This window comes from Micromonospora sp. GCM10011542 (assembly GCF_042650685.1).
Classification (GTDB): domain Bacteria; phylum Actinomycetota; class Actinomycetes; order Mycobacteriales; family Micromonosporaceae; genus Micromonospora.
Map to the genome: position 1 here is coordinate 83,524 of NZ_JBHSBO010000032.1, position 25,940 is coordinate 109,463.

30 protein-coding genes are annotated in these 25,940 nt (G+C 73.4%); 9 read left to right on the forward strand and 21 right to left on the reverse strand.

The window, feature by feature from the left end; translation table 11 throughout:
* Window positions 1-72: 72 nt before the first annotated feature.
* The gene (gene fdhD / locus ACFOW4_RS11485) at window positions 73-963 is read right to left on the reverse strand and encodes a formate dehydrogenase accessory sulfurtransferase FdhD (RefSeq protein WP_377526939.1); all 891 of its coding nucleotides are present in this window, start codon (window positions 961-963) and stop codon (window positions 73-75) included.
* A 115-nt stretch (window positions 964-1,078) separates the two neighbouring features.
* On the opposite strand from fdhD, the gene ACFOW4_RS11490 reads away from it, so the two are divergent.
* From ACFOW4_RS11490 to ACFOW4_RS11500, 3 genes are all read left to right on the forward strand, one after another.
* Window positions 1,079-1,678 (forward strand): molybdenum cofactor guanylyltransferase, encoded by a 600-nt coding sequence (locus ACFOW4_RS11490; protein ID WP_377526940.1) that lies wholly within the window; start codon window positions 1,079-1,081, stop codon window positions 1,676-1,678.
* Window positions 1,675-1,941, forward strand: coding sequence for a DUF6457 domain-containing protein (locus ACFOW4_RS11495; protein WP_377526942.1), 267 nt, complete (start codon window positions 1,675-1,677; stop codon window positions 1,939-1,941). The genes ACFOW4_RS11490 and ACFOW4_RS11495 overlap by 4 nt, the downstream gene beginning before the upstream one ends.
* A 206-nt stretch (window positions 1,942-2,147) precedes the next feature.
* The gene (locus ACFOW4_RS11500; protein ID WP_377526943.1) at window positions 2,148-3,281 is read left to right on the forward strand and encodes a hypothetical protein; all 1,134 of its coding nucleotides are present in this window, start codon (window positions 2,148-2,150) and stop codon (window positions 3,279-3,281) included.
* Between the two features lie 7 nt (window positions 3,282-3,288).
* Here the strand turns inward: ACFOW4_RS11500 and ACFOW4_RS11505 are convergent, their stop codons facing one another.
* Together ACFOW4_RS11505 and ACFOW4_RS11510 are read right to left on the reverse strand one after the other, a co-directional pair.
* Window positions 3,289-4,245 (reverse strand): zinc-binding dehydrogenase, encoded by a 957-nt coding sequence (locus ACFOW4_RS11505; protein ID WP_377526946.1) that lies wholly within the window; start codon window positions 4,243-4,245, stop codon window positions 3,289-3,291.
* A gap of 83 nt (window positions 4,246-4,328) precedes the next feature.
* A complete protein-coding gene (locus ACFOW4_RS11510) occupies window positions 4,329-4,787 on the reverse strand; it encodes an Lrp/AsnC family transcriptional regulator (RefSeq protein WP_377526948.1) in 459 nt (152 codons plus the stop codon).
* Window positions 4,788-4,846: 59 nt separating this feature from the next.
* Between ACFOW4_RS11510 and ddaH the strand changes: the two genes are divergently transcribed.
* Window positions 4,847-5,680 (forward strand): dimethylargininase, encoded by an 834-nt coding sequence (ddaH, locus tag ACFOW4_RS11515; RefSeq protein ID WP_377526950.1) that lies wholly within the window; start codon window positions 4,847-4,849, stop codon window positions 5,678-5,680.
* A 70-nt stretch (window positions 5,681-5,750) separates the two neighbouring features.
* Here ddaH and ACFOW4_RS11520 read toward each other — a convergent pair whose 3' ends face one another.
* Window positions 5,751-6,935, reverse strand: a complete 1,185-nt coding sequence (locus tag ACFOW4_RS11520; RefSeq protein ID WP_377526951.1) for an ABC transporter substrate-binding protein — start codon at window positions 6,933-6,935, stop codon at window positions 5,751-5,753.
* A gap of 84 nt (window positions 6,936-7,019) precedes the next feature.
* Window positions 7,020-7,817: an alpha/beta hydrolase family protein gene (locus ACFOW4_RS11525; RefSeq protein ID WP_377526952.1), complete on the reverse strand. Its 798-nt coding sequence runs from the start codon at window positions 7,815-7,817 to the stop codon at window positions 7,020-7,022.
* A gap of 88 nt (window positions 7,818-7,905) precedes the next feature.
* Between ACFOW4_RS11525 and ACFOW4_RS11530 the strand changes: the two genes are divergently transcribed.
* Window positions 7,906-8,508, forward strand: a complete 603-nt coding sequence (locus ACFOW4_RS11530) for a bacterial proteasome activator family protein (protein ID WP_377526954.1) — start codon at window positions 7,906-7,908, stop codon at window positions 8,506-8,508.
* A gap of 18 nt (window positions 8,509-8,526) precedes the next feature.
* On the opposite strand, the gene ACFOW4_RS11535 is transcribed toward ACFOW4_RS11530, so the two are convergent.
* The 3 genes from ACFOW4_RS11535 to ACFOW4_RS11545 form a co-directional block, all read right to left on the reverse strand.
* On the reverse strand, window positions 8,527-9,339 hold the full coding sequence (locus tag ACFOW4_RS11535; RefSeq protein WP_377526956.1) for an HAD family hydrolase: 813 nt from the start codon (window positions 9,337-9,339) through the stop codon (window positions 8,527-8,529).
* Window positions 9,339-10,160: an HAD family hydrolase gene (locus ACFOW4_RS11540; RefSeq protein WP_377526957.1), complete on the reverse strand. Its 822-nt coding sequence runs from the start codon at window positions 10,158-10,160 to the stop codon at window positions 9,339-9,341. Before ACFOW4_RS11540 ends, ACFOW4_RS11535 begins: the two co-directional genes overlap by 1 nt.
* Window positions 10,161-10,359: 199 nt before the next feature.
* Window positions 10,360-11,142: a hypothetical protein gene (locus ACFOW4_RS11545; protein ID WP_377526959.1), complete on the reverse strand. Its 783-nt coding sequence runs from the start codon at window positions 11,140-11,142 to the stop codon at window positions 10,360-10,362.
* Between the two features lie 130 nt (window positions 11,143-11,272).
* Here ACFOW4_RS11545 and ACFOW4_RS11550 point away from each other — a divergent pair, with 130 nt between their 5' ends.
* From ACFOW4_RS11550 to ACFOW4_RS11560, 3 genes are all read left to right on the forward strand, one after another.
* Entirely contained in the window at window positions 11,273-11,704 is a 432-nt protein-coding gene (locus tag ACFOW4_RS11550; protein ID WP_377526960.1) for an OsmC family protein, read from the forward strand.
* 109 nt (window positions 11,705-11,813) lie between these two features.
* Window positions 11,814-12,158: a metallopeptidase family protein gene (locus ACFOW4_RS11555; protein WP_377527083.1), complete on the forward strand. Its 345-nt coding sequence runs from the start codon at window positions 11,814-11,816 to the stop codon at window positions 12,156-12,158.
* 117 nt (window positions 12,159-12,275) lie between these two features.
* Entirely contained in the window at window positions 12,276-12,998 is a 723-nt protein-coding gene (locus tag ACFOW4_RS11560) for an AIM24 family protein (RefSeq protein WP_377526962.1), read from the forward strand.
* Window positions 12,999-13,042: 44 nt separating this feature from the next.
* Here the strand turns inward: ACFOW4_RS11560 and pheA are convergent, their stop codons facing one another.
* The 5 genes from pheA to ACFOW4_RS11585 all read right to left on the reverse strand — a co-directional run bounded on the left by pheA (window position 13,043) and on the right by ACFOW4_RS11585 (window position 16,543).
* Window positions 13,043-13,999, reverse strand: coding sequence for a prephenate dehydratase (gene pheA / locus ACFOW4_RS11565; RefSeq protein ID WP_377526963.1), 957 nt, complete (start codon window positions 13,997-13,999; stop codon window positions 13,043-13,045).
* Window positions 14,000-14,009: 10 nt separating this feature from the next.
* Window positions 14,010-14,501 (reverse strand): hypothetical protein, encoded by a 492-nt coding sequence (locus tag ACFOW4_RS11570; RefSeq protein ID WP_377527084.1) that lies wholly within the window; start codon window positions 14,499-14,501, stop codon window positions 14,010-14,012.
* Between the two features lie 210 nt (window positions 14,502-14,711).
* Entirely contained in the window at window positions 14,712-15,101 is a 390-nt protein-coding gene (locus ACFOW4_RS11575; protein WP_377526964.1) for an ACT domain-containing protein, read from the reverse strand.
* A 73-nt stretch (window positions 15,102-15,174) separates the two neighbouring features.
* A complete protein-coding gene (locus ACFOW4_RS11580; RefSeq protein ID WP_377526966.1) occupies window positions 15,175-15,633 on the reverse strand; it encodes a hypothetical protein in 459 nt (152 codons plus the stop codon).
* 169 nt (window positions 15,634-15,802) lie between these two features.
* A complete protein-coding gene (locus ACFOW4_RS11585; protein WP_377526967.1) occupies window positions 15,803-16,543 on the reverse strand; it encodes a hypothetical protein in 741 nt (246 codons plus the stop codon).
* Between the two features lie 163 nt (window positions 16,544-16,706).
* Here ACFOW4_RS11585 and ACFOW4_RS11590 point away from each other — a divergent pair, with 163 nt between their 5' ends.
* A complete protein-coding gene (locus ACFOW4_RS11590; protein ID WP_377526969.1) occupies window positions 16,707-17,924 on the forward strand; it encodes an arginine deiminase in 1,218 nt (405 codons plus the stop codon).
* A gap of 39 nt (window positions 17,925-17,963) precedes the next feature.
* On the opposite strand, the gene ACFOW4_RS11595 is transcribed toward ACFOW4_RS11590, so the two are convergent.
* The 8 genes from ACFOW4_RS11595 to ACFOW4_RS11630 form a co-directional block, all read right to left on the reverse strand.
* Window positions 17,964-18,851, reverse strand: coding sequence for a DUF5926 family protein (locus ACFOW4_RS11595; RefSeq protein WP_377526970.1), 888 nt, complete (start codon window positions 18,849-18,851; stop codon window positions 17,964-17,966).
* 60 nt (window positions 18,852-18,911) lie between these two features.
* The gene (locus ACFOW4_RS11600) at window positions 18,912-19,346 is read right to left on the reverse strand and encodes an ATP-binding protein (RefSeq protein WP_377526972.1); all 435 of its coding nucleotides are present in this window, start codon (window positions 19,344-19,346) and stop codon (window positions 18,912-18,914) included.
* Window positions 19,347-19,391: 45 nt separating this feature from the next.
* On the reverse strand, window positions 19,392-20,846 hold the full coding sequence (locus ACFOW4_RS11605; RefSeq protein ID WP_377526973.1) for an ATP-binding protein: 1,455 nt from the start codon (window positions 20,844-20,846) through the stop codon (window positions 19,392-19,394).
* Between the two features lie 56 nt (window positions 20,847-20,902).
* Entirely contained in the window at window positions 20,903-21,691 is a 789-nt protein-coding gene (locus ACFOW4_RS11610; protein ID WP_377526976.1) for a glycerophosphodiester phosphodiesterase, read from the reverse strand.
* A gap of 10 nt (window positions 21,692-21,701) precedes the next feature.
* Window positions 21,702-22,037 (reverse strand): rhodanese-like domain-containing protein, encoded by a 336-nt coding sequence (locus tag ACFOW4_RS11615; RefSeq protein WP_089018477.1) that lies wholly within the window; start codon window positions 22,035-22,037, stop codon window positions 21,702-21,704.
* Window positions 22,038-22,096: 59 nt separating this feature from the next.
* The gene (locus ACFOW4_RS11620) at window positions 22,097-23,014 is read right to left on the reverse strand and encodes an LCP family protein (protein WP_377526977.1); all 918 of its coding nucleotides are present in this window, start codon (window positions 23,012-23,014) and stop codon (window positions 22,097-22,099) included.
* A gap of 219 nt (window positions 23,015-23,233) precedes the next feature.
* Entirely contained in the window at window positions 23,234-24,490 is a 1,257-nt protein-coding gene (locus ACFOW4_RS11625) for an LCP family protein (RefSeq protein WP_377526978.1), read from the reverse strand.
* Window positions 24,491-24,696: 206 nt separating this feature from the next.
* A complete protein-coding gene (locus ACFOW4_RS11630; RefSeq protein ID WP_377526979.1) occupies window positions 24,697-25,926 on the reverse strand; it encodes an LCP family protein in 1,230 nt (409 codons plus the stop codon).
* Between the last annotated feature and the right edge of the window lie 14 nt (window positions 25,927-25,940).

Sequence of the window (25,940 nt, forward strand, 5' to 3'; positions counted from 1 at the left end):
CCGGTCGCGTCCGGCGACCGCGGCGCTGTGCCGGCCAGCTCGGGCCGCCCGGCGCGGGCCCGGCTGCGGCAGTCAGTCGTGCGAGCGGGCGGAGGCGCCGTTCCGTTCGTCCACCGTGATCCGCTGGGGGCCGGCGTAGACGTTCATGGTCCGGCCGCGCAGGAACCCGACCAGCGTCATCCCGGCCTCGTCGGCCAGCTCGGCGGCGAGGGTGCTCGGCGCGGAGACCGCCGCCAGCAGCGGCACGCCGGCCATCCACGCCTTCTGGGTCAGCTCGAAGCTGGCCCGCCCGGAGACCAGCAGCAGGTGCCCGGCAAGCGGCAGCCGGCGTTCCCGTACCGCCCAGCCGATCACCTTGTCCACCGCGTTGTGCCGGCCCACGTCCTCGCGCAGCACGACCAGCTCGCCGGCCGGCGTGAACAGCCCCGCGGCGTGCAACCCGCCGGTCCGGTCGAAGCCGCGCTGGGCGGCGCGCAGTCGCTCGGGCAGTTCGGCGAGCACGGCGGCCGGCACGGTGAGCGGGTCCGCGGCGACTGCGAACAGCGACCGGGTGCGTACCGCGTCGATGCTGGCCTTGCCGCACACCCCGCACGAGCTGGTGGTGTAGAAGTTCCGGGATGGGTCGACGGTGGGTTCCGGCACGCCGGGGGCGAGCACCACGTCCACCACGTTGTACGTGTTCGGCGTCTCCGCGCCGGCGCAGAGCTGCGCGGTGAGCACGTCGTCGGTGGACCGGATCAGCCCCTCGGTCAGCAGGAAGCCGATGGCCAGGTCCAGGTCGTCGCCGGGGGTCCGCATGGTCACCGCGAGCGGCCGGCGTCGACCCGGCCCGGCCGCACCGACCCGGATCTCCAGCGGCTCCTCCACCGCGAGGGTGTCCGGCCGACGGACGGACCCGCGCCCGTCGGCCACCGCGTCCAGGTCGATCCGGAGTACGCCGCGTCGGTCAGTGGCCCGTCCCATCCCGCCATCCTCCACCCGGCCCCGGACCCCCGCACCACCACCTGCCCACTGTTCACGCCGCGCGGCCCTCCGATCGCGGCCGGCGGCGGGACGTCCGCGCGGCTACCGTGACCAGATGGTCAGGTACGCGGCGGTGGTGCTCGCGGGCGGGGCCGCCCGCCGGCTGGGCGGGGTGGACAAGCCCGCGCTGCCGGTCGGCGGGCGGCCGATGCGGGACCGGGTGCTCGCCGCCGTCGCCGATGCCACTCAACGGATCGTGGTCGGCCCGGCCGGTCCGGTGCCCGAGGGCGTCCGGGTGACCCGGGAGGAGCCGCCGGGCGGCGGGCCGGTCGCGGCGGCCGCCGCCGGGTTGGCGCTGCTCGACCCCGGCACGACGGGGGTCGCGCTGCTCGCCGCGGACCTGCCGCTGCTGACCCGCGACGCGGTCGGTGAGCTGCTCACCCACCTCACCGTGGACGGGCCCGACGGAGCGTGCTTCCTCGACGGCGACGGGCGGCGGCAGTCGCTCTGCGGGGTGTGGCGGGTCGACGCGCTGCGGGGCGCGCTGGGCCGGCTGGCCGCCGAGCGGGGCGGCACCCTGGCCGGGGCCCCGGTCCGGGGGTTGCTTGCCGGCCTCGTGGTGCGGGAGGTGCCGTGGTCCGGTGGCGGCCCGCCGCCGTGGTTCGACTGCGACACTGACGAGGACGTACGCCGGGCGGAGGAGTGGGCGCGATGACGGTGATGGACGACTGGGTCACGGCGGCCTGCGCCGAGCTCGGCCTGGACCCGGTCGAGGTGTCGGTGCCGATGGTGCTCGACCTGGCCCGGGACGTCGCCCACCAGGTGCTGCGGCCGGGCGCTCCGGTGAGCGCGTACCTGCTGGGGGTGGCGGTGGGCCGGGGCGCCGACCCGGCGGACGCCGCCGCCCGGCTCAGCGCGCTGGCGGCCACCTGGCCGGTAGGGCTGGGCGCCGACCCGGCCGACCCGGCTGCTCCCTGAGTCCCGCCGCCGCGGTCACCCCGGTCCCTCCGTGAACCACGCCGTCGCCGTCACCCCGGTCGCCGCGTGGACTCCGCCGGCCCGATGGCCTCCCGGTCGCCGAGGCGAGGTCACCGCCACGGACCGGGCCGGTGTCCGATCCCGGTCCGGGCTGATTGGGCCCCCGGGTCGCGTGGGTAGGGTGATCGTGACGGACGGAGGCGATCATGACGGCCGACCACCCCTCGGCGCCGAACGGTGAGCTGCCCGGCGACCGGGCTCAGCCAGCCGGGTCGGCCCAGTCAGCCGAGCCAGCGGAGTCGATCCTGCTCGACGAGCCCAGCACCGCCGACCTGCGGGCCAAGGTGACCGAGGCGTGGCGCGAGTTCGCCCGGGCGCTCGCCGAACGGCTGCGGGACCTGCCCGCCGGGGCCCACGTCGAGCTGACCCTGGACCCCACCGCCTCGGGGACCGGGGACGCCGTCTACTCGATCAGCGTGGACGTGGACGGGGACGGCACGCTCACGGCGCGGGCGGTCGGCAACGCCACCCTGCCTCAGGGCTACCGGTTGGACCGGGCCGCGGTGGCCGACATGGTCGCGCTCGGCTGGTCGCCGCCCGGGGTCGTCGCCGGCTCCAAGGGCTTCTTCGGGCTGGACGGTACGACCGCGGAGGCGAGCCGGATCGCGGCGCTGCTCGCCCGGACGCTGCGCGACGTGTACGGCGCACCGCACCCAGCCTTCCTCGTCTACCTGATCCAGGACGCCGAGGGTGAGTCGCTGACCGTGGAGCCGCTGGGTACCGCCCGCAGCGAGTTCGGCCCGGACTCCGACGTCGAGGCCGACCTGGAGCAGGCACTGGCCGAGGCGGCCACCGCCGAGGCGGCACCGGACGAGGTGCTGGACCTGCCGGAGCGGGTCCGTACCGTCGTCTCCACCATGCTCAAGTCCGACGCCGACCGGTTGCAGATCGACTCGGACGGCGACATCACCATCCGCGCCGGCTCGGCGATGGTGTTCGTCCGGGTCCGCGACAATCCGCCCCTGGTGGACGTCTTCTCGCCGGTGCTGACCGAGGTCGAGCCGACCGAGCGGCTGTACGTCAAGCTCTCCGAGCTGACCAACCGGATGCCGATCGGCCGCCTCTACTGCGCGGACGACACGGTCTGGGCGTCCATCCCCGTCTTCGGTCGCAACTTCCAGGCCACCCACCTGATGCTGGCCGTGCAGGTGATGACCGGGCTCGCCGACGAGTTGGACGACCGGCTGCACGGCGAGTTCGGCGGCAAGCGCTTCTTCGGCGAGGGCGACAAGCCGGTCCGCCGCGACGAATCCGAACACCGCACCGGCATGTACCTCTGAGCGCTGGTCAGGAGACGTCCAGCAGGGTCTTCCCGGTGATGGCGCGGGACTCGATGGCGGCGTGCGCGGCGGCGGCCCGCTCCAGCGGGAAGCGCTGGCCGATCAGCGGCCGGAGCCGCCCGGCCGCCGCCTCGGCCAGGGCCCGTTCGGTGTACGCGCGCATCCGCGCCGGCGGCACGTCCGGCCGGACCAGGGTGACGTCCCGTGCCGCCGCGGCCTCCGCCGGCACCGCCGCCCACTCCCCGCTCGCCAGCCCGAAGCTGACCATGCGTCCGCCCCGGTCGAGCAGCTCGAACGCGGTCCGGGCGATCGCCCCGCCGACCCCGTCGAGCACCACGTCCACCCCGCCGACGGCGGCCCGGACCCGCTCGGCCCAGTCCGGCGCGCGGTAGTCGACGGCCACCTCGGCGCCCAGCCCGGGCAGCAGGCCGACCTTGCGCGCACCGCCGGCCGCGCCGACCACTCGTGCTCCGGCGTGTGCTGCGAGCTGCACCAACAGGCTGCCCACGCCGCCCGCCGCGGCCTCGACCAGCACCCGGTCGCCGGGGCGGACGCCGACCGCGTCGATCAGCATGCCGGCGGTACGCCCGTCGGCCAGCAGCGCCACGGCTGCGTCCAGCGCCAACCCGGCCGGCACGTCGATCGGTGCGGACGTGTCGACCGCGGCGCGCTGGGCGTACCCGCCGGAGCCGCCGGTGGCGCTGACCACCCGCCGGCCGATGAGCGCCGGGTCGACGTCCGGTCCGACGGCGGTGATCGTCCCTCCGACGCCGTTGCCGGGGATCAGCGGCGGGGTGACCCGGAACGGTCCGGGTCGGCCGGCCCGCTGCTGCGTCTCGACGAAGGTGATGTTGGCGTGCGCCACGTCGATCAGAACCTGGCCCAGGCCGGGTACCGGGTCGGGCGCGGTGCCCGGCACCAGCACCTCGGGCCCGCCGAACTCGCGTAGCCAGACCGCCCGCATGGCATCCCCCTCAACCCAGGCGGGCGCCCCGGCGACCCCCGCCGGCACAGCTCACACCCTCAACCGGGCTTGAGGTCAAGAGTTCAGCGGGTGGAGGGGCCGACGCCGGGGGACTCGACCAGCCGGGAGAGCACGATGGTGCTGCGGGTGGAGGTCACGAAGGACTCGGCCCGCAGCCGCTCCAGCGCCGCCTCCAGGTGACCGATGTCGGCGGCGCGCAGGTGCACCAGCGCGTCCGCCTCGCCGGAGACGGTGTACGCACCGACCACCTCCGGGTGCCGGCGTACGGCCACGCCGATCTGTGCCGGGGTGGTCCGGCCGGCGCAGAACAGCTCGACGAACGCCTCGGTGGTCCAGCCGACGGCGGCCGGGTCGACGACGGTCGTGAATCCCCGGATGACCCCGGTGGCCCGCAGTCGGTCGACCCGCCGCTTCACCGCCGGGGCGGAGAGTGACACCCGCGTGCCGATGTCGGCGTACGACGCTCGGGCGTCGGCGACGAGCAACGCAATGATCCGCTGGTCTACGGCGTCTATCTGCAACGTTCCGCCTCTGGGAAGCAATGGTTGTGGCTGTTACCAAAGTTCTAAGGTACCTACTCTTGGTCACCGTGAACCAGCAGCGAGTCCCGCGAAAGCGGACATATCTCATGTGCTCGCCCGACCACTTCGCGGTCGAGTACGCGATCAACCCGTGGATGGACGTGACCACCCCGGTCGACGCGGAGTTGGCGGTCAAGCAGTGGGACCGGCTGCGGGAGACGCTGGTCAGCCTCGGGCACGAGGTGCACCTGCTCACCCCCGAGCGCGGTCTGCCCGACATGGTGTACGCCGCCAACGGCGCCTTCGTGGTCGACGGCAGCGTCTACGGCGCGCGGTTCAAGCACGAGCAGCGGGCCGCCGAGGCCGCCGCGCACCGCGCCTTCTACGAGTCGGGCGACTGGCGGTTCATCGCACCGAGCGAGACCAACGAGGGCGAGGGCGACTTCGCGTACGTGCCGGAGGCGCACGGCGGGCTCATCCTGGCCGGGCACGGCTTCCGCACCGAGCTCGCGGCGCACGCCGAGGCGCAGGAGGCGCTGGGTCGGCCGGTGGTGTCGCTGCGGCTGGTCGACCCCCGCTTCTACCACCTGGACGTGGCGCTCGCCGCCCTCGACGACGCGAACGTCGTCTACTTCCCCGGCGCGTTCTCCGCGGCCAGTCAGCGGGTGCTCGCCCAGCTCTTCCCGGACGCCGTGGTCGCCGACGACGAGGACGCGATGACCTTCGGGCTGAACCTGGTCAGCGACGGTGCGAACGTGGTGCTCAACAGCGAGGCCACCCGGCTCGCCGGCAAGCTCAAGGCGGCGGGTTACACCCCGGTGCCGGTCGATCTGGCCGAGCTGAAGAAGGGCGGCGGCAGCGTGAAGTGCTGCATCGCCGAGTTGCGCCACTGACCCCAGCGGTACGCGGCAGGGGCCGGTCTCCCGGATGGGAGGCCGGCCCCTGCCGTCGGTCCGGGGTGGCTCAGCCCAGCGTGGCCAGCTCGTTGATCAGCACGTTCGACATGACCTGACCGTCGCGCTGGACCTCGCGCAGGTACCACTTCTGCTGCGGGGTGCGCGGCTGGTTGAACTGCCAGATGCCGCGCGGGCTGTCGATCTGGCCGATCTTGCCGAGCGCAAGGTTGACCTGCTGCGGGGTCGGCGACCCTCCGGTCAGCTGGACCGCCTGGTCGAGCACCTGCGCCGCGTCGTAGGACGCCATCGCGTACGTGCTCGGGGAGACCTGGTGCTTCTTGCGGTAGGCCGAGGCGAACACCCGGTTGGCGGTGTTGTTCAGATCCGCCGAGTAGTTCAGGGCGGTCTGGATGCCCAACGCGTCGTTCTTGAGGCTCTCCAGGACGGTTCCCTCGGTGAGGAAGCCGGGGGCGTAGATCGGGCCGGAGAACTCGTTGCGCAGCTGCTTGACGAACTCGATCCCGGCCGCTCCGGAGTAGAAGCAGAAGACCGCCGTGGGCTTGTTGGCCAGCGCCGTGCCGATGTCGGAGACGTACGCCCTCTTGCCGGGGTTGGGGAGGTCCTTGGTCTTGACAACCGGGCTGGTGATCCGCGGATCGGTGGTCCCGAACTCCTGCCGGAAGCCGCGCACCACGTCATCGCTGCCGAGGTTGTCCGGCACGATGATCGCCACCCGGCCGTTCGACGGAAGCTGGTCGCGCAGGTACCGGCCCAGCGCCCGACCCGCCTCGTCCAGCACGTATGACGTACGCCAGATGTAGACCACGCTCTGCAGGCTGCTCGGCGACGCGTTGGAGCCGATCAGCGGAACCCGGGCCTGCTCGATGGTGTCCCGGATGCCGACCATCACCGCCGAGTTGACCACGCCGGTGAGCGCCAGCACACCCTGCTTGAGCAGCCCGTCGACCGCGGCCTTGCCGGTCTTGGCGTTCTCACCCTCGTCGGCGGTCAGCAGGGTCACCGGGTGCCCGCCGAGCCGTTGGTCGTGCAGGTCCAGGTAGAGCTGGAAGCCGTTGGTGATGTCGTCGCCGATGCTCTTGGACCCACCGCCCTGCGGCGCGATCAGACCGATCTTGATCGGGCCCCGGTCGGCGCTCTGCTGGTCGGTGTCGGAGCCGCACCCGGCGGCGAATCCGGTCGTACCGAGCGCGGCCAGCAGCTGGAGCGCCCGTCTGCGGTTCATCTGCGACACCGAGTTCCTTCCCAGGAGCTTTGCAGGGGCGGAACACCACCACCCCTCCGGCGTTCTACCTGCTCCGCGACGCTGCGTCAATGGCTAGTGATCATCGTGCAGGGAACGCAACACAGCGGCCACCCGGGGCCAGGCCGCGGACTCCGGGTCGATGAGGCCGAAATGCTCGCATTCGGGCAGCTCAACCAGGCTGATGTCGGTCTCGACGGCCCGGGCGGCGGCGACGAAGTCCCTGCTCAACTCCACCGGCACCTGCTGGTCCCGCGCACCATGGACGACTACTATGCGTGATCGGATGGGCACCAATGCCCGTGGATCGCTCGCGGCGTACCGTTCCGGGAACCGCTCCGGGCCGCCGCCGAGCAGCGCGTCCACCGCGCCCGAGTCCAGATCCCGCCGGTACGCCTCGACCAGGTCGGCCACCGGAGCGAGGGCGAGCACCCCACCCACCGCCGCCGGTGCCACGGCCGCGACGTACAGGGCCAGGTGGCCCCCGGCCGAGTGACCGACCAGGATCGGCGCGTCGCGGGTGACCCGGCCCGGCATCGCCTCGGCGGCCAGCCGGGGCAGCTCCACCACGCCGGTGAGCGCGTCGGTGAGCGTGCCGGGCCAGCCGCCGCCCGGCTGCCCGGTCCGGCGGTACTCCAGCTGCGCCACCGGGTGACCGAGCCCGGCCAGGGCGGCGGCGAGCGGCCCGGTGTGCCGTCGGTCGTACTCCGCCCGCCAGAAGCCGCCGTGCACCACGACCACCAGCCGCCGCGCGGGACCGTCGCCGGCCGGCAGCCGCAGGTCGGCCACCTGATCCGGATGCTCGCCGTACGCGACGGTGTGGTCGGGGTCCGGGGCGGGTCGGGTCAGCACGGCACGTGGGTCGGCGGGCATGCGGTGACGGTAGCGCCCGCGCCCCGCCCGGGTGGTTCCACCGTCGGAGTCGGTCCCGGGCGGCATGGGTCGCGCCCGCTGGGTAAAGATGGACCCCATGACCGAAGCGCGCTCCGCTGGACAGAACGACGAGCCGGGCCACGACGGCACCGGTCACTCCGGCACCGTGGTGGTGGTCGGCCCGGACGGCCGGCCGGTCGGCACGGTGCAGACCGACGAGGGCCAGGGCGAGGATCCGACCCGCCTGGTCGAGCAGCCGGCCAAGGTGATGCGGATCGGCAGCATGATCAAGCAGCTGCTGGAGGAGGTCAAGGCCGCTCCGCTGGACGACGCCAGCCGGCACCGGATGCGCGAGATCCACGAGCGCTCGATCGTCGAGCTCAAGGAGGGCCTCGCCCCCGAGCTGCGCGAGGAGCTGGAGCGCATCTCGCTGCCCTTCACCGAGGACAAGGCCCCCAGCGAGGGCGAGCTGCGGATCGCGCACGCCCAGCTCGTCGGCTGGCTGGAGGGGCTCTTCCACGGCATCCAGGCAGCCCTGGTCGCCCAGCAGATGGCCGCCCGGGTGCAGTTGGAGCAGATGCGCTCCGGCCGCCAGGCGCTGCCCAGCGGCCCCGGCGGCATGGTGCCCGGCATGCCGGGCATCGGCCAGCCGTCCGGTGGTGAGGGGCACAGCACCGGCCAGTACCTCTGACCAACGGGCCCGGCCCGGTCAGCCCACCCCGAAGACCTTCTCCAGGTACGCCGCCACGCCGTCCTCGGAGTTCGCCGACGTCACCTCGTCGGCGATCGCCAGGACGGCGCGGTGCGCGTTAGCCACCGCCACGCCGCGCCCGGCCCAGGTCAGCATCGGTACGTCGTTGGGCATGTCGCCGAAGGCCAGCACGTCCGCCGCGGCCACGCCGAGCCGGTCGCAGTACCAGTCGAGCCCGGCGGCCTTGGTCACCCCGGCCGCGGAGATCTCCACCAGCCCCGAGGCCGACGAGTGCGTCGCCTCGGCCAACCCCGCCACCGCCGTGGCGATCAGCTCGGCGAAGGCGTCGGGATCCTGCTCGCCGGCCCGGACGAGCAGCTTCACGGCCGGGAGCGACAACAGTTCCTCCGGCGTCCGCACCGCCCGGATCGCCTCGTGGTCGGCGTCCCAGCGCAGCGGGTACTGCGCCTCGTGCCGCATCTCCCGGCTGTCCAGGATCTCCACCGCGAAGCTGATCCCGGGCACCTCGGCGCGCAGCCGCTGGGCCACCTCGGCGAGGTGCTGCGGCGCGAGCGGATCGGCGCGCAGCACCTCGTCGCGCACCGGGTCGTAGACCACGGCGCCGTTGGCGCAGATCGCCGGCAGCGGCTCGGCCAGCTGCTCGTACACCATCTTCAGCCAGCGGACCGGACGGCCGGTGACCAGCACGACCGGCGTGCCCTGCGCGGAGATCCGCGCCAGGACGCCGGCGGTACGCGCGCTGACCGTGTGGTCGTCGCGGATCAGCGTGCCGTCGATGTCGGTGGCGACCAGTCGTGGTGTCTCTCCCATCACCGGGAGAGTAGCCGGTCCAGGTACACCGCCACCCCGTCGTCGTCGTTGCGCAGGGTCACCTCGTCGGCCGCGGCGCGGACCTCGGGGTGGGCGTTGGCCACCGCCACCCGGGCCCACCCGGCCCACTCGAACATCGGCAGGTCGTTGGGCATGTCGCCGAAGACCAGCACGTCGGCCGGGTCGACCCCGAGGGTCTGCGCCACCACGCTGAGCCCGGTCGCCTTGTCCACCCCTGGCGGGCAGATCTCGACGAAGTCGAGCCCGGCCTGGGTGAGCGTGGCGACCCGCGGCGGCACGATCCGGCGGGCGACCGCCAGCAGCTCGTCCACGTGGTGGTCGGCGGTCCGGACGAATGCCTTGATCACGTCGCAGGAGAGGCACTCGGCGCGGCTGCGCTCCTCGAACCGGTCCTGGTACGGCCAGCTCGGGTGGTAGTCGCCCCACAGCGGCGCGTCGTGCTCGTCGGAGGCCTCCACCATCACGGTCAGCGGGCCCACCTCGGCCTCGAGGTCGGCCACCAGCCGGGCCAGCACCCCGGCGGGCAGGCGCTCGTCGCGCAGCACCACCGGACCGGCCGGGTCGCTCTGGTCCACCACGCGGCCGCCACCGGCCATCACCAGGAAGTCGGCGGCCCGGATGTCGTTGCGGGTCAGTTCGGTGAGCCGGGGACCGCGACCGGTGGCGCCGACCACTGGTATTCCGGCGGCCCGCACCCGGTCGAGCACCCCGTGGGTGTACGCGGAGACGGTGTCATCGCTGCGGACGAGCGTCCCGTCGAGGTCGGTGGCGATCAGCTTGGGTAGTCCCGGGCGGGTCATCGTTCCTCCTTCGCCCGCCGCCGTCGCAGCCAGCCGTACGGTCCGGGAAGGGACCCGGCGTGACGGCGGGCAGCAACCGTACCTCGCGGAACGGGTCGCAACCATGGCTTCCAGACGAATCGGGCGCCAACGGGCGGCACACCACCGGTGTCCGGCGACACCCCGGCGACGAGGGCCGGCAGGGTCGAGCGTCCGACGCTCAGGCGGGGGGTTCCGGGCGGGCGAACGGCGCGGCCGGCGTGACGGTCAGGTCGGCCGGCGGCGGTGGCCCCTCCTCCGGGTCGCGACCCGGCCGGCGACGCCATCCGCCGTTCGCCGCGCCGCTGCGGCTCCGCGGCCCACTGGCCGCGTCCCGGTCGTCGTCAGAGGCTGGGGCGCGCCCGGCGTCCCGCTCCGGTCCGGCCGGGGCGGTCCCGCCGCCCGGCGCCAACCGCAGGGCAGTGCCGAACAGCACGCAGGCGACGAACGCCATCACCAGACCGCGGCCGTACTCGGCCCGGAAGCCGTCCTCCGATGAGTAGAAGAGCGTGCGCTGGCCCGACTCGTCGAGCGCGGAGGCGGTGGCGACGAGCAGCGCCAGCAGCGCCCCGGCCAGGGTGAGCCCGGCCAGCCGCGCGTTCGACCGGACAGCGGGCGTGCCCCGCAGCGCCAGCGCCACGGCGCAGACCAGGGCGAGCAGCCCGACCAGGTAGGCCACCCCGAAGCCGCCGATCTCGGACACCCCGGCCGGCAGCCGGACAATGGCGTCACCCTCGGGGCCGCGGTTCGGCGGCGTCATCACCAGCCACTCGCCGACCAGCGAGGCGACGGCGGCGACCGCACCCAGACCCGCGATCAGCAGAGGCAGCCGGGGATCGCGGCCCAGACCGGCCAGCGACCCGGCGAACCGGCGTCGGCGTGTCGTCTCGACGGCACCCCACTCGATCACGGCGGGCCCGTCGGACCGGTCGCCCTGTCGGGGGATGGGCAGCTCCTCGGACATCGGCCATCCTTCCGCCGGTCACGGGCCTGCGTCGAATCATGACACAGGCGACAGGTGGTGACGGGGATCGCAGGTGGGACGTCGGTGTCGCTCGGTCGCCCGGCGGTCGCCGATCCGCTAGCGTCGGGTCATGCCTATCCGTACCGCTTCCGCACAATGGCAGGGCAATCTCACCGAGGGTGCCGGCACCGTCCGCACCGGTAAGGGCGGCCTGTCCGGCAACTACTCCTTCAAGTCCCGCTTCGAAGAGGGGGAGGGGACCAACCCCGAGGAGCTGATCGGCGCCGCGCACGCCGCCTGCTTCTCGATGGCGTTCTCGAAGGCCCTCGCGGACGCCGGCTCGACGCCCACCTCGGTCGACACCACCGCCAAGGTGCACCTGGACAAGACCGACGCCGGGATGACCGTGACCCGGATCGAGCTGGAGACCGTCGGCCAGGTGCCGGGCATCGACGACGCCGAGTTCCAGAAGCTCGCCGACGCCGCCAAGGCGAACTGCCCGATCTCCCGGCTGCTCTCCCCGGGCGCCGAGATCACCCTCAGCGCCCGCCTCACCTCCTGAGCCACCCGCGCCCGGCCGGTCCGCGCCGCCCGGGCGCGCCTCGGCCCGTCCACCCTTGCGGCGGACGGGCCGGCCACGCGCACGGTCGGGCAGAATGGGTCGGGTGCCCGTGGAGATGAGCCGCGAACGCTTCGAGGAGTTGGTCGGCGACGCCCTCGACGAGGTGCCCGAGCAGTTGCTCAGCCTGATGAGCAATGTGGTGATCCTGGTCGAGGACGACCCACCGCCCGGCGAGAGCCTGCTCGGCCTCTACGAGGGGCACGCGCTCACCAACCGGGGCTGGGACTACTCCGGCGTGCTTCCGGACCGCATCTTCATCTACCGCCGGCCGATCCTGCGGATCTGCGACAGCGACGACGACGTCGTCGACGAGGTCGCGGTCACGGTGGTGCACGAGATCGCGCACCACTTCGGCATCGACGACGAGCGGCTGCACGAGCTCGGCTGGGGCTGAGCCCCGGTCGACGCCGCAGCACCGCCGCCGCGCCGCACCGCTCGGCCGATGGTCTGCGGTTGCCCTGGTCGCCTACCGTCGGGTCAGCTACCGCGACCTTTTCAGGAGGCACCTTTCATGCGCAGCGCGCTGTTCTCCGCGGAGAACCTGGAGAAGGAGTCCGCCCAGCCCGGCATGCGGCTGCAGAACTCCAAGATGTTGAAGATCGAGCTGAACGGTGAGGCGATGGCCCGGGTCGGGTCGATGGTCGCCTACCAGGGGCAGGTGCAGTTCCAGGCGCTCGGCTCGGGCGGGCTCGGCAAGTTTCTCAAGCAGAAGCTCACCGGCGAGGGCGTTCCGCTGATGAAGGTGTCCGGCCGGGGCGACGTCTTCCTCGCCGAGTTGGCCAAGGACGTGCACATCATCGACCTCGAGCCGGGCGACGCGCTCTCCATCAACGGCTCCAGCGTCCTCGCCTTCGACTCGACCCTCCAGTACGACATCAAGATGGTCGGCGGCGCCGGGATGGCCTCCTCGTCCGGCCTGTTCAACTGCGTCTTCACCGGGCAGGGCCGGATCGCCATCACCACCAACGGCACCCCGGTGGTGCTCAACGTGGACGCCCCGACGTACGTGGACCCGCAGGCCGCGGTCTGCTGGTCCGCGAACCTGCAGACCGGCTACCACCGGGCGGAGCAACTCGGCCTGGGCACGCTGCTCGGCCGGCGTACCGGCGAGTCGTTCACGATGAGCTTCGCCGGTCAGGGCTTCGTGGTGGTCCAGCCGTCGGAGGAGCCGCCGATCATGGGCAGCGGCACCCAGGAGCAGCAGGGCGGCCTGCTCGGCGGTCTGTTGAGCTGACGCCGGTCGGCGGGGCGCCTCTGGTCGGGGCGCCCCCGCCGCCGTCAGATCAGTTCGCCGGTACGCAGCCGGGCCAGCCAGGCCGCCGCATCGGTGTAGTCGACGTCGGAGAGGCCGGCCGGCGCGGGCACCGGGCGGTCACCCGCCCCGTCGACCCACCGGTGCCGGGGGTACGAGCCCAGGAAGCGGACGTCGGCGCAGACCCGGCGTAGCCCCTGCAACGCCTCGCCCAGCCGGACGTCGGCCACGTGCCCCGTGCAGTCGAGGAAGAAGACGTACCGGCCCAGCGCCTCACCGGTCGGGCGGGACTCGATCCGGGTCAGGTTGACCCCCCGGACGGCCAGCTCCATCAGCACCGAGAGCAGCGCACCCACCCGGTCGTGGGCGATGTAGACGGCCAGGGAGGTCACGTCGTCGCCGGTCGGCGGTGGGGGCGGCCCGGGGCGGGAGACCAGCGCGAACCGGGTCACCGCGTCCGGGTGGTCGGCGATCTTGTCGGCGAGCACCGCGAGCCGGTGCCGGGTCGCCCCGATCGGGGCGCAGATCGCCGCGTCGTACTCGCCCGCCCCGGCGCCGGCGGCCGCCGCGCCGTTGGAGAGCACGTCGACGACCACCGCGTCCGGCAGGTGGGCCCGCAGCCAGTTGCGGCACTGGGTGGACGCCTGCGGGTGGGCCGCCACCGAGCGCACCGCGGTGAGCGAGGTGCCGGGTCGGGCGCCGAGCACGAACTCCACCGGCAGGATCACCTCCCGGGTGATCACCAGCGGCTCGCCCTCCGCCATCTCGTCCAGGGTGACGCCGACCGCGCCGCCGATCGAGTTCTCCAGCGGCACCAGGGCGGCGTCGGCGTCGCCGGCGCGGACGTTCTCCAGCGCCTCCCCGACGCTGCGGGCGGGCGTACGGTTGCCGCGCTCGGCGGCGGGGACGGTGCGCAGCGCCTGCTCGGCGAAGGTGCCCTCCGGACCGAGGTAGACGAAGCGCGTCGGCGGTGTTCCCGGCATGCCGACCAGCCTACGCACCCGGCCCGAGGGCCGGGCCGGCGTCGCAGGCCAGCGTCCGGATGCCGGCCGGGCCGGTGGCACGGACCTCGATGGAGCAGACGTCGGTGCCGGCGGTGACCAGCTGTGGCGTGCCGCCCCGGCCCCGGGTGACCACCTGGAGTTCCTCGTGCCCGGTCACCTCCAGCACGGTGTACTGCCAGTCGGCGGCGCAGAGCGGCCCGGTGCGGACCCGGACCCGGACGTCGTCCGGCAACACCGCGGCCCGGCCGCGCAGCAGGTCGATCACGCGTTGCCCGGACGGCCCGTCCTGGCAGGTCGTGGCGACCAGACCGGCGTCGGAGGTGGCCGGGACGGGACCGGCCGGCGGGTTGAGCGGTGTGCTGGTCGGTGGCCCGCTGGGCGGTGTGGCCGGCGGGCTGGCCGGCGTCACCGGGGCGGACGAGGGAGCGGCCGCCGGCCGGCTCAGCTCGGGCGGGGCGCCGCAGCCCGCCAGCGCCACCATCGCGAGCAGTGCCCAGGGCAGCACGCGGATGACGGGGCGCACGGGCACGGCGGGACGCGCCGACGCCGCGAGGCGGCGGTGCGGGGGTGCGGCGGCGGGCTGGTGGCGGGGTGGGGTGAACGGCACGGGCCGATCCTCGGTACATCGGAGAACATCGCTGCGGCCGGGCGGCCGAGCCCATCGTAGGAGGAACCGGCGGCCGGGTGAAGGTCAGCCGAGCACGCGGTGCCCGGCGCGCTCCAGCGCGGCGGTGCCCTCGGCCAGCCGGACGGCCGGCACCAGCACGTAGTCGGTATCGAAGGTGGAGAACGCCACCACGCTGACCCGCGCCTCGGCCAGCGGATCGACCAGCGCGGCGAGGGTGCCGGTGCTGGCCAGGTCCAGCGGTCCCGCCACCCGCAGGCAGCGCCAGGCGGTCTCCACGACGGCCTGCTCAGGGGCCCGGTCGGTCGGGCAGATCAGCGAGATCCCGTCGGCGGTCCAGCTCACGGTCACCACGTCGGCGGCACCGAGCCCGCTCGACAACGCGGGCGGCAGGGTGGCGTCGGCGGCCAACCGGCACACGGCGTACTCCCCCGGCAGCAGTGTGATATCGAGCATGAGGGCACCTTACGGCCTCTGAGCGCGCCCGCCCCAGCTTCGCCGCGTGCGGCGAACGACACACCGTCGCAGGTCAGACCTCGGAGAAGAACGTGAGCGACCCGGCCACCTCGCCGTCGGCGAGAACGGGGGTGGAGATGGCGTCGACGGTCGCGTCCGAGGCGTCCGCCGAGGCGGCCTCCACGCGGAGCAGACCGCGGGCCAGCCGGCCGGAGGTGAGCGCCAGCAGCGGTGGGATCTTGTCGGTTTCGGCCTCGGTCAGCTCGCCCCGGTTAGCGGTGAAGTCGAGCAGGCGCAGCCCGCCGTCGAGCAGCGGGCGCCCGATCAGGTCGTCCGGCTCGCCGAGGCAGAGCAGTTCGCAGCCGGCGGCGGAGATGGCCACCACGCGGGTCTCCGCGTCGATCAGCAGGCAGGGCTCGTCGGCTCGGGAGACCGTCGAGGACCACTGGCCGAAGTTGTCGGACCCGTGCTCTGTCGAGGTCCGCGCCGCTGGCACGAACACTTCCGAGAGCGAGAGTTCGACGTGGGCCACCGCGCCTCCTATGTCCACCAACGGACTGTCCACGCTAGCCGGTCGCCGACGTAACCGCCGAGCGCACTGGGGCCGCCGGGCGGAACGCGCTGCCCTGACCGGGCGACCGGCGACGGCGCGGGCCGGTGGGTGACGAGGGGACCGGAGCCGCGTGGCGTCGCCGGTGACGTTACCGGCGGTGGCCCGCCTTGTCAGCGGCCGTTCGGCCCTCCTCGTACCACCGGTAGTCGCCCGATGGACGGTAGGTGCCGTTGAGCCAGGTGTTCGGATGCTGGGCGACCCGCGACAGCTTCTCGGCCGTGGCCGGGCTGATCCGGCTGCCACCGGCCACCAGCAGCCGGTCCAGCTCGCGGTGGGTGGCCATCAGACAGTCCTTCGGCAGGCCGTAGACGCTGATCACGCCGGAGCCGACGAAGGTCAGCACCGGCGTGACCGGAATGGTCAACCCCACCGCGGCGGAGAGGGCCTTGCTGGCCCGTTTGGCGTCCCGGCGGGCCTCCGCCACGTACGGCGGCCGTTTGCCGTTGATCTGCACCACGTCGCCGGCGACCAGCACCCGGGCCCGGCCGTGGTCGGCGATGGTGACCGCGAACAGGCCGCTGGGCCCGATGGCGAGGAACCCGGCCCGGTCGTCCTGACTTCGGTCGAGCAGGACGTCCGCCACGTCGGTGCGGGGCCACTCGATGACGTGCCAGGCCGGCCCGAGGTGGTCGAGCTGGCCGAGTGCCCGCGCTCCGGCCGCCTCCAGCCGTCGTGCGCCCCGCTCGGCCCGACGGCGGCGGGCCCACTCGAGCGGGGTCGGACGGACCGGTTCGAGAACCCCCGGCGACTCGACGCGGGGGTGGGGCACCGCGACGGGCGGCAGTGCCCGGGCGGTCGGTACGGCTCGGCGAGCGGGAAAGACAGTCATCGCGACCTCCGGCAAAAGGTCCCTCGAAGTTATGTCCTCACTACCCTACGTTGCCAGTCCCGGTGTTCGGCAAGCCGGAGCGCCGGAATGACTGTGGATGAATGCCATATTCATCCACAGTTCTTTTCTCGGATGCCGCCAAACCCTGCCCTACGCTGCTGGGGTGACCCACTACGTCGACAGCGAGGTCGGTCGGCTCGGCACCGTGCTGCTGCACCGGCCCGGCCCGGAACTGGCCCGGCTCACCCCCCGCAACAACGACTCGCTCCTCTTCGACGCGATCCCCTGGGTCGGCCGGGCCCAGGAGGAGCACGACGCCTTCGCAGCCGCGCTGCGCGAGCGCGGGGTCGAGGTGCTCTACCTGGCCACCCTGCTGGCCGAGACGCTGGCCGTCCCCGAGGCCCGGGCCGAACTCACCGACGAGGTGCTGAGCTCGCCCCGGCTCGGCGACACGCTGCGCGCCCGGGTGGCCGACCACCTGACCTATCTGGACCCGGCCGCGCTGGCCGACGTGCTCATCGCCGGGCTCGCGCACGAGGAGCTGCGGATCAGCTCCGAACGGCCGGGTGGGCTGGTCTACACGCTGATGGACCGGCACGACTTCGTCATCGACCCGCTGCCCAACCTGCTCTTCACCCGGGACTCGTCGCTGTGGATCGGCGACCGGGTCGGCGTCACCAGCCTGGCCATGCCGGCCCGCCGCCGCGAGACCACCCTCACCGACGCCATCTACCGCCACCACCCGCGCTTCGCCGGCACCGAGTTCGTCTACCGGCCCCAACTGGAGCACCTGGAGGGCGGGGACGTGCTGCTGCTGGCCCCCGGCGTGCTGGCCGTGGGGGTGGGTGAGCGGACCACGCCGGCGGGCGCGGAACGGCTCGGCCGGCAGGTCTTCGCCGCCGGGCTGGCACACACCATCCTGGTGGTGCCGATCGCCCAGGAGCGGGCCACCATGCACCTGGACACGGTCTGCACGATGGTCGACGTCGACGCCGTGCTGATGTACCCGAACGTCGCCAGCATGCTGTCCGCGTACACCGTCATCGCCGGCGCGCACGGCGAGGATCCGCGGGTGGACGGCCCGGCGCCGTTCCTGCGCGCCGCCGCCGACGCGATGGACCTCGACCAGCTCCGGGTCATCGACACCGGCCTGGACCCGGTCACGGCGGAACGCGAACAGTGGGACGACGGCAACAACACCCTCGCCCTCGCGCCGCGGCTCTGCGTGGGCTACGAGCGCAACACCGAGACGAACGCCCAGTTGGAGCGCGCGGGCATCGAGGTGATCCCGATCGCCGGCTCCGAGCTGGGCTCCGGCCGGGGCGGCCCGCGCTGCATGTCCTGCCCGGTGGTGCGCGACCCGCTGCCCGTGGCGGGCTGAAGGTCCACCGAGACGTCGCCGGCACCCCCGGCGGGGCCGTCAGCGCAGCGTGAGCTGCCGGCCCAGCAGACCCTGCCGAGCCCGCCGGCCGGCGGCGTCCAGCGGCCCGGTGTCGGTCAGCGCCTCGGCGTACCGCTTGGCGAACTGCGCCACCGGCTCCTCCCACTCGGCCGCGGGGGTCTCCTCCGGCAGGTCCCAGACCGGGACCAGCCGGCCGTGGGCCCGGAACATCCCGGCGAAGCGGGTCTGCTCACCCAGTGGCAGCGTGCCGGCCGCGCCGAGCCGGGCCAGCGCGTCCAGCGCGGCGTCCTCGTCGTCCGGCAGCACCCAGCGCACGTGCGCCTTCTCCGGTACGCGGCACCAGTACGCGGCCCTGGCCGCGCTCAGGCGGACCGTCGGGTAGATCGCCGCGTTCGCCCGCTCCAGGGAGGCCTGGACGTTCGGGTCGTCGGCGGCGCCCGGGTCCAGCCAGAACTCGAACCCCTCGTGCATGGTGATCTCCAGCGGACCGTCCACCAGGATGTCCTGCAGCCGGGGGCCGGCGCCGGGCAGCGGTGGCACCGCGACCGGGTCGCCCGCCTCGGTCCGCAGCGCGCAGAGCAGCGCCTCGGCCAGGTCCCGGGAGACGTCACCGGACTGCTGGTGGCGCTGCAGGCCGATGAGCACCCGCCCGTCCGGCTTGGTCATCGCTGGGGCGGCCATCGGGAGCACCGTGGCCAGCGTGGCCGGGCGGTCCCCGAATTCCTCGACCAGGGCGGGTGCCAGCTTCAGCGGCGCGGACGCGGCCGGTACCAACTCCCGCAACGCGATCCACTCGGGCTCGTCGACCAGCCCGTCGAACGGTCGCGGCACGAAGATGTCCCGCACCTTGTCCCGACGGGGGGCGGGGTCCGCGGCGGCGCGCTGGCTCTTTCGACGCTTGCTCACGGCGTCACAGCCTAGAGGTCCGGGCGGCCGCCCGTGGGCGGGACCCGCCCCGCGTGGTCGTCAGCCGGCCACGACCAGGTCCGGCCGGGTCGTCCCGGTCGGGTCGAACGCGGCCCAGACGCTCTGCCCCAGACCGTCCCGCTCGACACCCCAGCGGCTGGCCAGGCCGGCGACGATGTGCAGCCCCCGCCCGTCGGCCGCGTCCGGGCTGGCCGTGCGGATCCGCGGCCCGGCCCCCGCACCGCCGTCGGTCACCCGGAGCTGGACCCCGGGGCCGTCCGCCGACGGCCGCAGCCGCCAGGCGACCCGCACCACGCCACCGGGCAGCGGTTGCGCGTGTCGGACCGCGTTGCCCACCAGCTCGGCGAGCACCGCGACCAGATCCGCCAGGAGCATCGGGGGTACGACGTCGGTCAGCTCGTCGGCGAGCCGGTGCCGGGCCAGCCGCGCGCCGGCGGGGTGGTGGGGTACCACCACGCACCATGCCCGTTCCATCGCCGCCGCTGCCACGCTCGTCCCTCCACGTCCCGCCACCGCCGGTCACCCGCGCGGCAGGCGCACCTCTGCGACCGTACCGCCGCCGGTCCTCGGACGTAGGGATACCCATCCATTCTGCTGTTCAACGATCCGGCGGACGAGATAGAGGCCCAGCCCGGCGCCCGGGTAGCCCCGGCGGTCGCCCGACTCGCCCTGCCAGAACCGGTCGAACGCCCGCTCGACGTGCTCCGGGCGGATGCCGATGCCTCGGTCGCTGACCCGGAACGACACCATCTGACCATCGACTGCGGCGTCGATCTCGATCGACGAGTCCGCCGCCGAGTACTTGCCGGCGTTGGTCGCCAGCTCGGTCAGCACGGTCGCCAGGCTGGGCCGGTGGCCGAGCGCCTTGGGCAGGTCGGCGGGTAGGCGCAGGACGAGCCGCCGACGCAGCTCCGCCGGCAGGTCGGCGATCGCCGTCCGCAGCGCGTCGCCGAGGTCGAAGGGAGCGGGCGGGTCGTCCCCCGGCCCCGCCTCGGCGGCCGAGGAGAGCAGCCGGTCGACCAGGCGAGCCAGCTCGTTGGCGCGCTGCCCGATCACGCGGGCGCCCTGCCGCCGGTCGGCGTCGGTGAGCGACTCCCAGTGGTCGGTGAGGGTGTCCGCGTACCCCTTGATCACGGTGACCGGGGTGCGGAGTTCGTGGCTGGTCACCGCGACGAACAGCTCGCGGTCGTGGTCGCGGCGCTGCTGGTCGGTGATGTCCCGGAAGGTGACCACCCGCAGCACGCCCGGGCCGGGCAGCTCCCCGGACGTGATCCGCAGCCAGCGCCCGTCCGGCAGGCGGTGGTCGCGTACCTGCCCCGACGGGGGGAGCGGGAACGGCAGCGGACGGCTCAGCGCCTGGTCGGCCGACCGACCGGTGACCTGGGCGGCGGCCGGGTTCCACAGCCGTACGTGCCCGTCCCGGTCGACCACGGCCAGACCGTCGGCGAGTGCGGCGACCACCGGGCCGTCGCCGTGCACGGGCAGCCCGCTCTGGTCGCCGTACATGTGCGCGACACAGGAGGCGAGGTAGGCGATCACGCCGTGGTGCTCGACGGCCGGCTCGTCGTCGCCGGAGTAGAGGGCGTGCAGGCTGCCGACGGTGTGGCCGCCGATCTCCGCCCGGGAGACCACCATCCGGCGCAACCCGCAGCCGGCCAGCTCGCCGGTCAGCTTGCCGCTGAGGTGGTCGATCCGGACCTGCTGCACGCGCGGCCCGGAGAGCAGGCAGACGGTGGCCGGGTCGTCGGCCGGCAGCGGACGGCCCAGCGTCCACTCGGCCGCGCCGGTCGCGGCGATCACGCGGCCACCGGACGGGCCGAACTCCGCGAACGCCATGCCGGCCGCGCCGAGCGCCGGCTGCGCCACCCGGAGCAGCTGGGTGAGGACGGGCAGGCCGGCGTCCCCGGAGTTGATCATTTCGATCACGACGGTGTGGCCGGCGATGAGAGCGGGGAAGTCGATGCGCTCCGGCATGTGCCGAGTCTGCCCCGCCGGCCCGGGTTTGGGCACCCCCGCCCGGGCGGTACCGGTCAACGGTCCAGTCGGGCGAGGGCGTGCGCCGGCCGGTCGGTGATGATCCCGTCCACCCCGGCGGCCAGCACCAGCTCCAGGTCGGCCGGCTCGTTCACCGTCCAGACGTACACCTCGTTGCCGGCCGCCCGCAGCGCGGGCAGCAGCTGCGGGCGGGCCCGGACCAGGCCGATGCCGGGCCCGGCGATGCGGGCGCCGAACGGCAGCCGACCCAGCCGCAGCCAGCGCGGCAGCACCTCCAGCAACAGCACCGTGGGCAGGGTCGGGGCCAGCTCGCGGACCCGCCGGACCGCCAGCGGGGAGAACGACATCACGGTGACCTGGACCGGATCGTCCGGCGCCGGCTCGGCCAGCCCGTACCGGCGCAGCAGCGCGACCAGTCGCCGCTCCACGTCCGAGCCGTAGCGGGACGGGTGCTTCGTCTCGACGAGCAGCCGGACCGGCCGGCCGGCGGCCAGCACCGCGTCGAGCAGCCGGGCCAGGGTCAGCAGCCGCGTACGCGACGGGTCCGGCGGCAGGTCACCGGCCGGAGCGCCGCCCGGATGCCACGAGCCGAAGTCCAGCGCGTCCAGCTCGGCGAGCGTACGCGCGCTGACCAGTCCGCGCCCGTTGCTGGTGCGGTCCAGCCGTCGGTCGTGCACGCAGACCAGGTGCCCGTCCCGGGTCAGCCGGACGTCGCATTCCAGGCCGTCGGCGCCCTCGTCGAGGGCGCGCAGGTAGGCGGCGAGGGTGTGCTCCGGCAGGTCGTACGAGGCGCCGCGGTGCGCGAAGATCAGAGGCCCGCCCATTGCCGGCCCCTCAGATGACCTGGCCGGGCTGCCCGTTCGCGTCGACCACCGGCCGCCCGACGGCGGCCCACTGGCGCATCCCGCCGTCGGCGTTACGCACCTGCTCCCAGCCGTTGTTGACCAGGTAGGCGACGACCTGGGCGGAGCGCCCGCCGGAGCGGCAGATGACCGCCACGTCCCGGTCGGTGGGCACCTCGGCCAGGCGTGCCGGCAGCTCCATCATCGGCAGGTGGTGGGCGCCGGGAGCGTGCCCGGCCGCCCATTCGTCGTCCTCCCGCACGTCCAGCAGGTAGGTGTCGTCGGCGATCTCGGTCACGGGCACGGTGGGAACCTGGGGTCCGAACACAGGAAACAACACTAGATCCTCGGCGACCCGATCGGTGCCGACCCGGGCCGTCGGTACGATCACAACCGGGTGACCCAGCGCGGGTTGGCCTGTGCCCAGGCCGGCATCCGGGTGCCGCGCACGGCCTCGAAGAGCCCGTTGCCACCGTTGTCCAGCACGACGTACGACACCTCGTCGATGGTCTGCGGGTACGAGGGCACCTGGACGCCCCGCAGCGCGTCGGCCGGCAGCGCGCGCAGCGCGAGGACCAGGTCCTCCAGGGGTACGCCGTTGGTGTCCACGGTCAGCGAGCTGCCCACCGCGCGGATCACCTGGTCCAGCTTCACCGGGTTGGCACGCAGGTTCGCCTCGCTCGCGCTGCCGAGCATCGCCCGCAGCAACTGCTGTTGATGGCGCTGCCGGTCGTAGTCGCCGCCGGGCAGGTCGTAGCGCTGTCGCACGTAGTCCAGCGCCTGTGCCCCGTTCATCCGCTGACAGCCGGTGTGGAAGACCCGGTTGGTGTGGATCGAGCGGACCTCGGTGTCCACGCACATCCGCACCCCGCCGAGCAGGTCGATCACCTTTCGGAAGCCCGAGAAGTCGATCAGCGCGGCGCCGTCGAACCGGATCCCGGTGAGTCGGGTCAGGGTGGCCGACAGCAGCCGGGCGCCGGCCTGCCCACCGCCGCCGTGCTCGTACGCGGCGTTCACCTTGTCCTGTCCACCGCCGAAGCCGTTTCCGGCCGGGATGGCCACGAGCAGGTCACGCGGGATGGAGACGAGGTACCCCTCCTGCTGCCCGGCGGGCACGTGCACGATGAGGATGGTGTCCGAGCGCTGGTCCGGTTCGCTGCTGCCGGCACGCCGGTCGCTGCCGATCAGCAGGTAGTTGAGCGGCCCGTCCAGGTCGGTCCGCCCGGTGCGGGCGCTGGCGTCGAGCAGTTGCTCCTTGACCACGGTGCGCTCGTACCGCTGGCTGAGGGTCCGAAGCGCGACCATGACGATCCCGGACAGCAGGGTGAGGGTCAGGCCGACGCCGAGCAGGAGGCGCGGCCAGCGGGGGCGGCCGGGGCCGGTCCGGTCCGCCGCGTTCCGCCCCGACCTGGACGTGACCGCCTCCCCGCAGCCGATACGTGAAACCTGCTCACGTCAGGCTACGGGCGGTGACGCGACGGTCGCCGGCTTTCCGCGACTTCGGCGGATCGGGCGACCGCCACGTCACTTGCGGCTGGAGATCACCTCGGGGTGGGTGAAGACGAACTCGGCGAGCTTGTCCTGCTTGACCGCCCGGAACATGTCCAGCGTCTCGGGGTTCAACGCCTCGCGGTTGTTGCCGTTGCCGTTGAAGCTGCCGTTGTTGGTCTTCAGCATGGTCAACTCGTTCGCGGTGACCCCGCGCATGGTGAAGATGAAGTTCTCGATCGGTACGCCGCCGGTGTCCAGTACGAAGGCCTTGCCGGCCGCCTTGATCAGCTGGTTCAGCTTGGCCGGGTTGCTCAGCATGCCGCCGTCGGTGGCCTTGCGGGCCATCGCCTTGATCAGCTGCTGCTGGTTCTGCTGCCGGTCGTAGTCGCCGCCGGGGAGCCCATAGCGCTGGCGGGAGTAGTCGAGGGCCGCCCAGCCCTCCATCTCCTGGCAGCCCTTCTTGTGCACCACCGCGGTCATCGGCTTGCCGGTCTTCTTGGCGTCGGCGTTCCACATGGGCTTGCCGTCGACGAACGACATGTGCTTCGACTTGACCTCGTGGCTCACGCAGATGCGGACGGTGCCGAGGGTGTCGATGACGTTCTTGAAGCCACCGAAGTTGATGATCGCCGCGCCGTCGAAGCTGATCCCGGTGAGCTGCTTGATCGTCTGCGCCATCAACTGGGCGCCGCCCTCCCAGCCGCCGCCGTTGCGGGCGCCGGCCTCGAAGGCTGCGTTGATCTTTTCGGTGCCGCCCGTGTAGCCGCTCTTCGGGAACGCCGGGATCTGCGCCTCGGTGTCCCGGGGGATGGAGATCAGGTACGCCTGGTCGTGCGAGGCCGGGATGTGCAGGATGATGATGCTGTCCGACCGGACGTTGTCGGCGGCCCACCGCTCACGGGCGTCCACGCCGAGCAGCAGCATGTCGATCGGGCCGTCCAGGTTGGCCCCGCCCTCGGCGTCCGACTTGCCGGCGCCGCCCAGCAGGTCGCGCTGCGCGATGTCCTTGGTCGCCTGCCCGATCACGGCCTTGCTGCCGACGATCGCGACCCCACTCGTCAACATGAGCACGGCACCGAAGATCAGGGTGAGCCGGGCCCAGAGCGGATCCTTGCGCCGGGGCCGCTTCTTCGCCCCTCCACCGCCGCCCGACCTGTCACCACCGCCGGGCCCGCGACCGCCCGGCCCACCGCCGCCGGGACCCGGCTGGACGGGGATGGACGCGGCGATCCGGCCGCTCGGCGCGGCGGATCCGGTACTCGAAGGGCGACGGCGGGCTTGAACCGGCATGCGTGCTCCAGCTCACGTGGTCAGGAGGGGGGCGGCCCCACTGTACGGACATCATTTCCGCTTGGCGAGTTGATCCCGGGCAATCCGGACGCCGGATCCACCTGATCGGTCGATCGTCGCCACTCGATGGTCCGAACGGTCAGGGTCGCCGTCCGGACAGTGGACCCGCCACGCCAGCCGGGCCCCAGCCGCCCGCTCCGGCCGGATCAGCCGCCGTCGGTGCCGTTCTTCTGGTTGGCCTTCACCCAGTCGGCCATGGTGTCCTTCGCCATGGCCTGGTACATGGCCAGCGCCTTCTCCCGGTCGGAGACCACGACCGACTCCCCGTTGATCGTCGCGCTACCCGAGTTCGGGCTGGTCACGAACGTGAGGTTCTGGCCGCGCAGGTTGCGGAACTGCACCGCCATGTCGGTCAACGAGAAGCCCTGGTCGACGGTGGCCGCCGCGGTCACCGACTGGAGGAAGTCGTTGAGCTTCTTCGGGTTGGCCAGCGTGCCGGTGCTCGCCGCCTTGTCCAGCAGCGCCCGGAGGAACTCCTGCTGGTGTCGCATCCGGGCGAAGTCCCCGTCCGGGAACTGCTTGCGCTGCCGGATCCAGTCCAGCGCCTCCGCCCCGTCCATGTGGTTGGTGCCCTTGGTGAACGTCCGGTACGGCTTGTGGATCGAGGTGATGGTCCGTTCCACCTTCAGGTCGACGCCGCCGAGGGCGTCGGTGACCTGCTTGAACCCGGCGAAGTCGATCGCCATGACGTGGTCGATGCGTACGTCGGTGAAGCACTCCACGGTGCGGACCGCCAGCGGCAGCCCACCGAAGGCGAACGCGGCGTTGATCTTCGCGCGCTGCCCGGAGCCGCAGTCCGCGCCGGCGCTCTGCGGGATCGGCACGTAGAGGTCACGCGGAATGGAGACCAGGTAGGCCTCCTGGTGGTCCGCCGGGATGTGCATCACGATGATCGTGTCCGCGCGCCACTGGCTCTTGGTGTCGACCGGGGCGTCCGGGTCCCGCGAGTCGCTGCCCACCAGCAGGATGTTCAACGCACCGTCGACCGTCTTGGCCGGACGGCCGCCGGTGATCTCCGCGAACGGGTCGGTGCGGGCCAGGTCGCTGTCGAGGTTGCGGGCGTAGAACCAGGCCCCGGCGCCGCCGAGCAGGGCCAGCACCAGCACCGCGACCCCGGCCACCAGGCCGATCCGTCCCCAGCGCGGTCGTGGCCCGCGACGCCCCGGCCGGCCGCCGTAGACCGGACCCGTCGGGCCGCCGGGCCCGCCGGGCCCACCCGGGCCGCCGCCGGGCCGCTCCTCGTCGGGCGACGGGTACCAGCGCGCCTCGCCCGGCCGCGCGCGGCCGGAGGCCCGGTCAGGGTCGGGCACCGACGCGCGCCCGGCGCTGCGATGCAGGTACGGAACCGGGACGCCGGCAGAGGAGTACGCGGACATGTAACTCAGGGTAC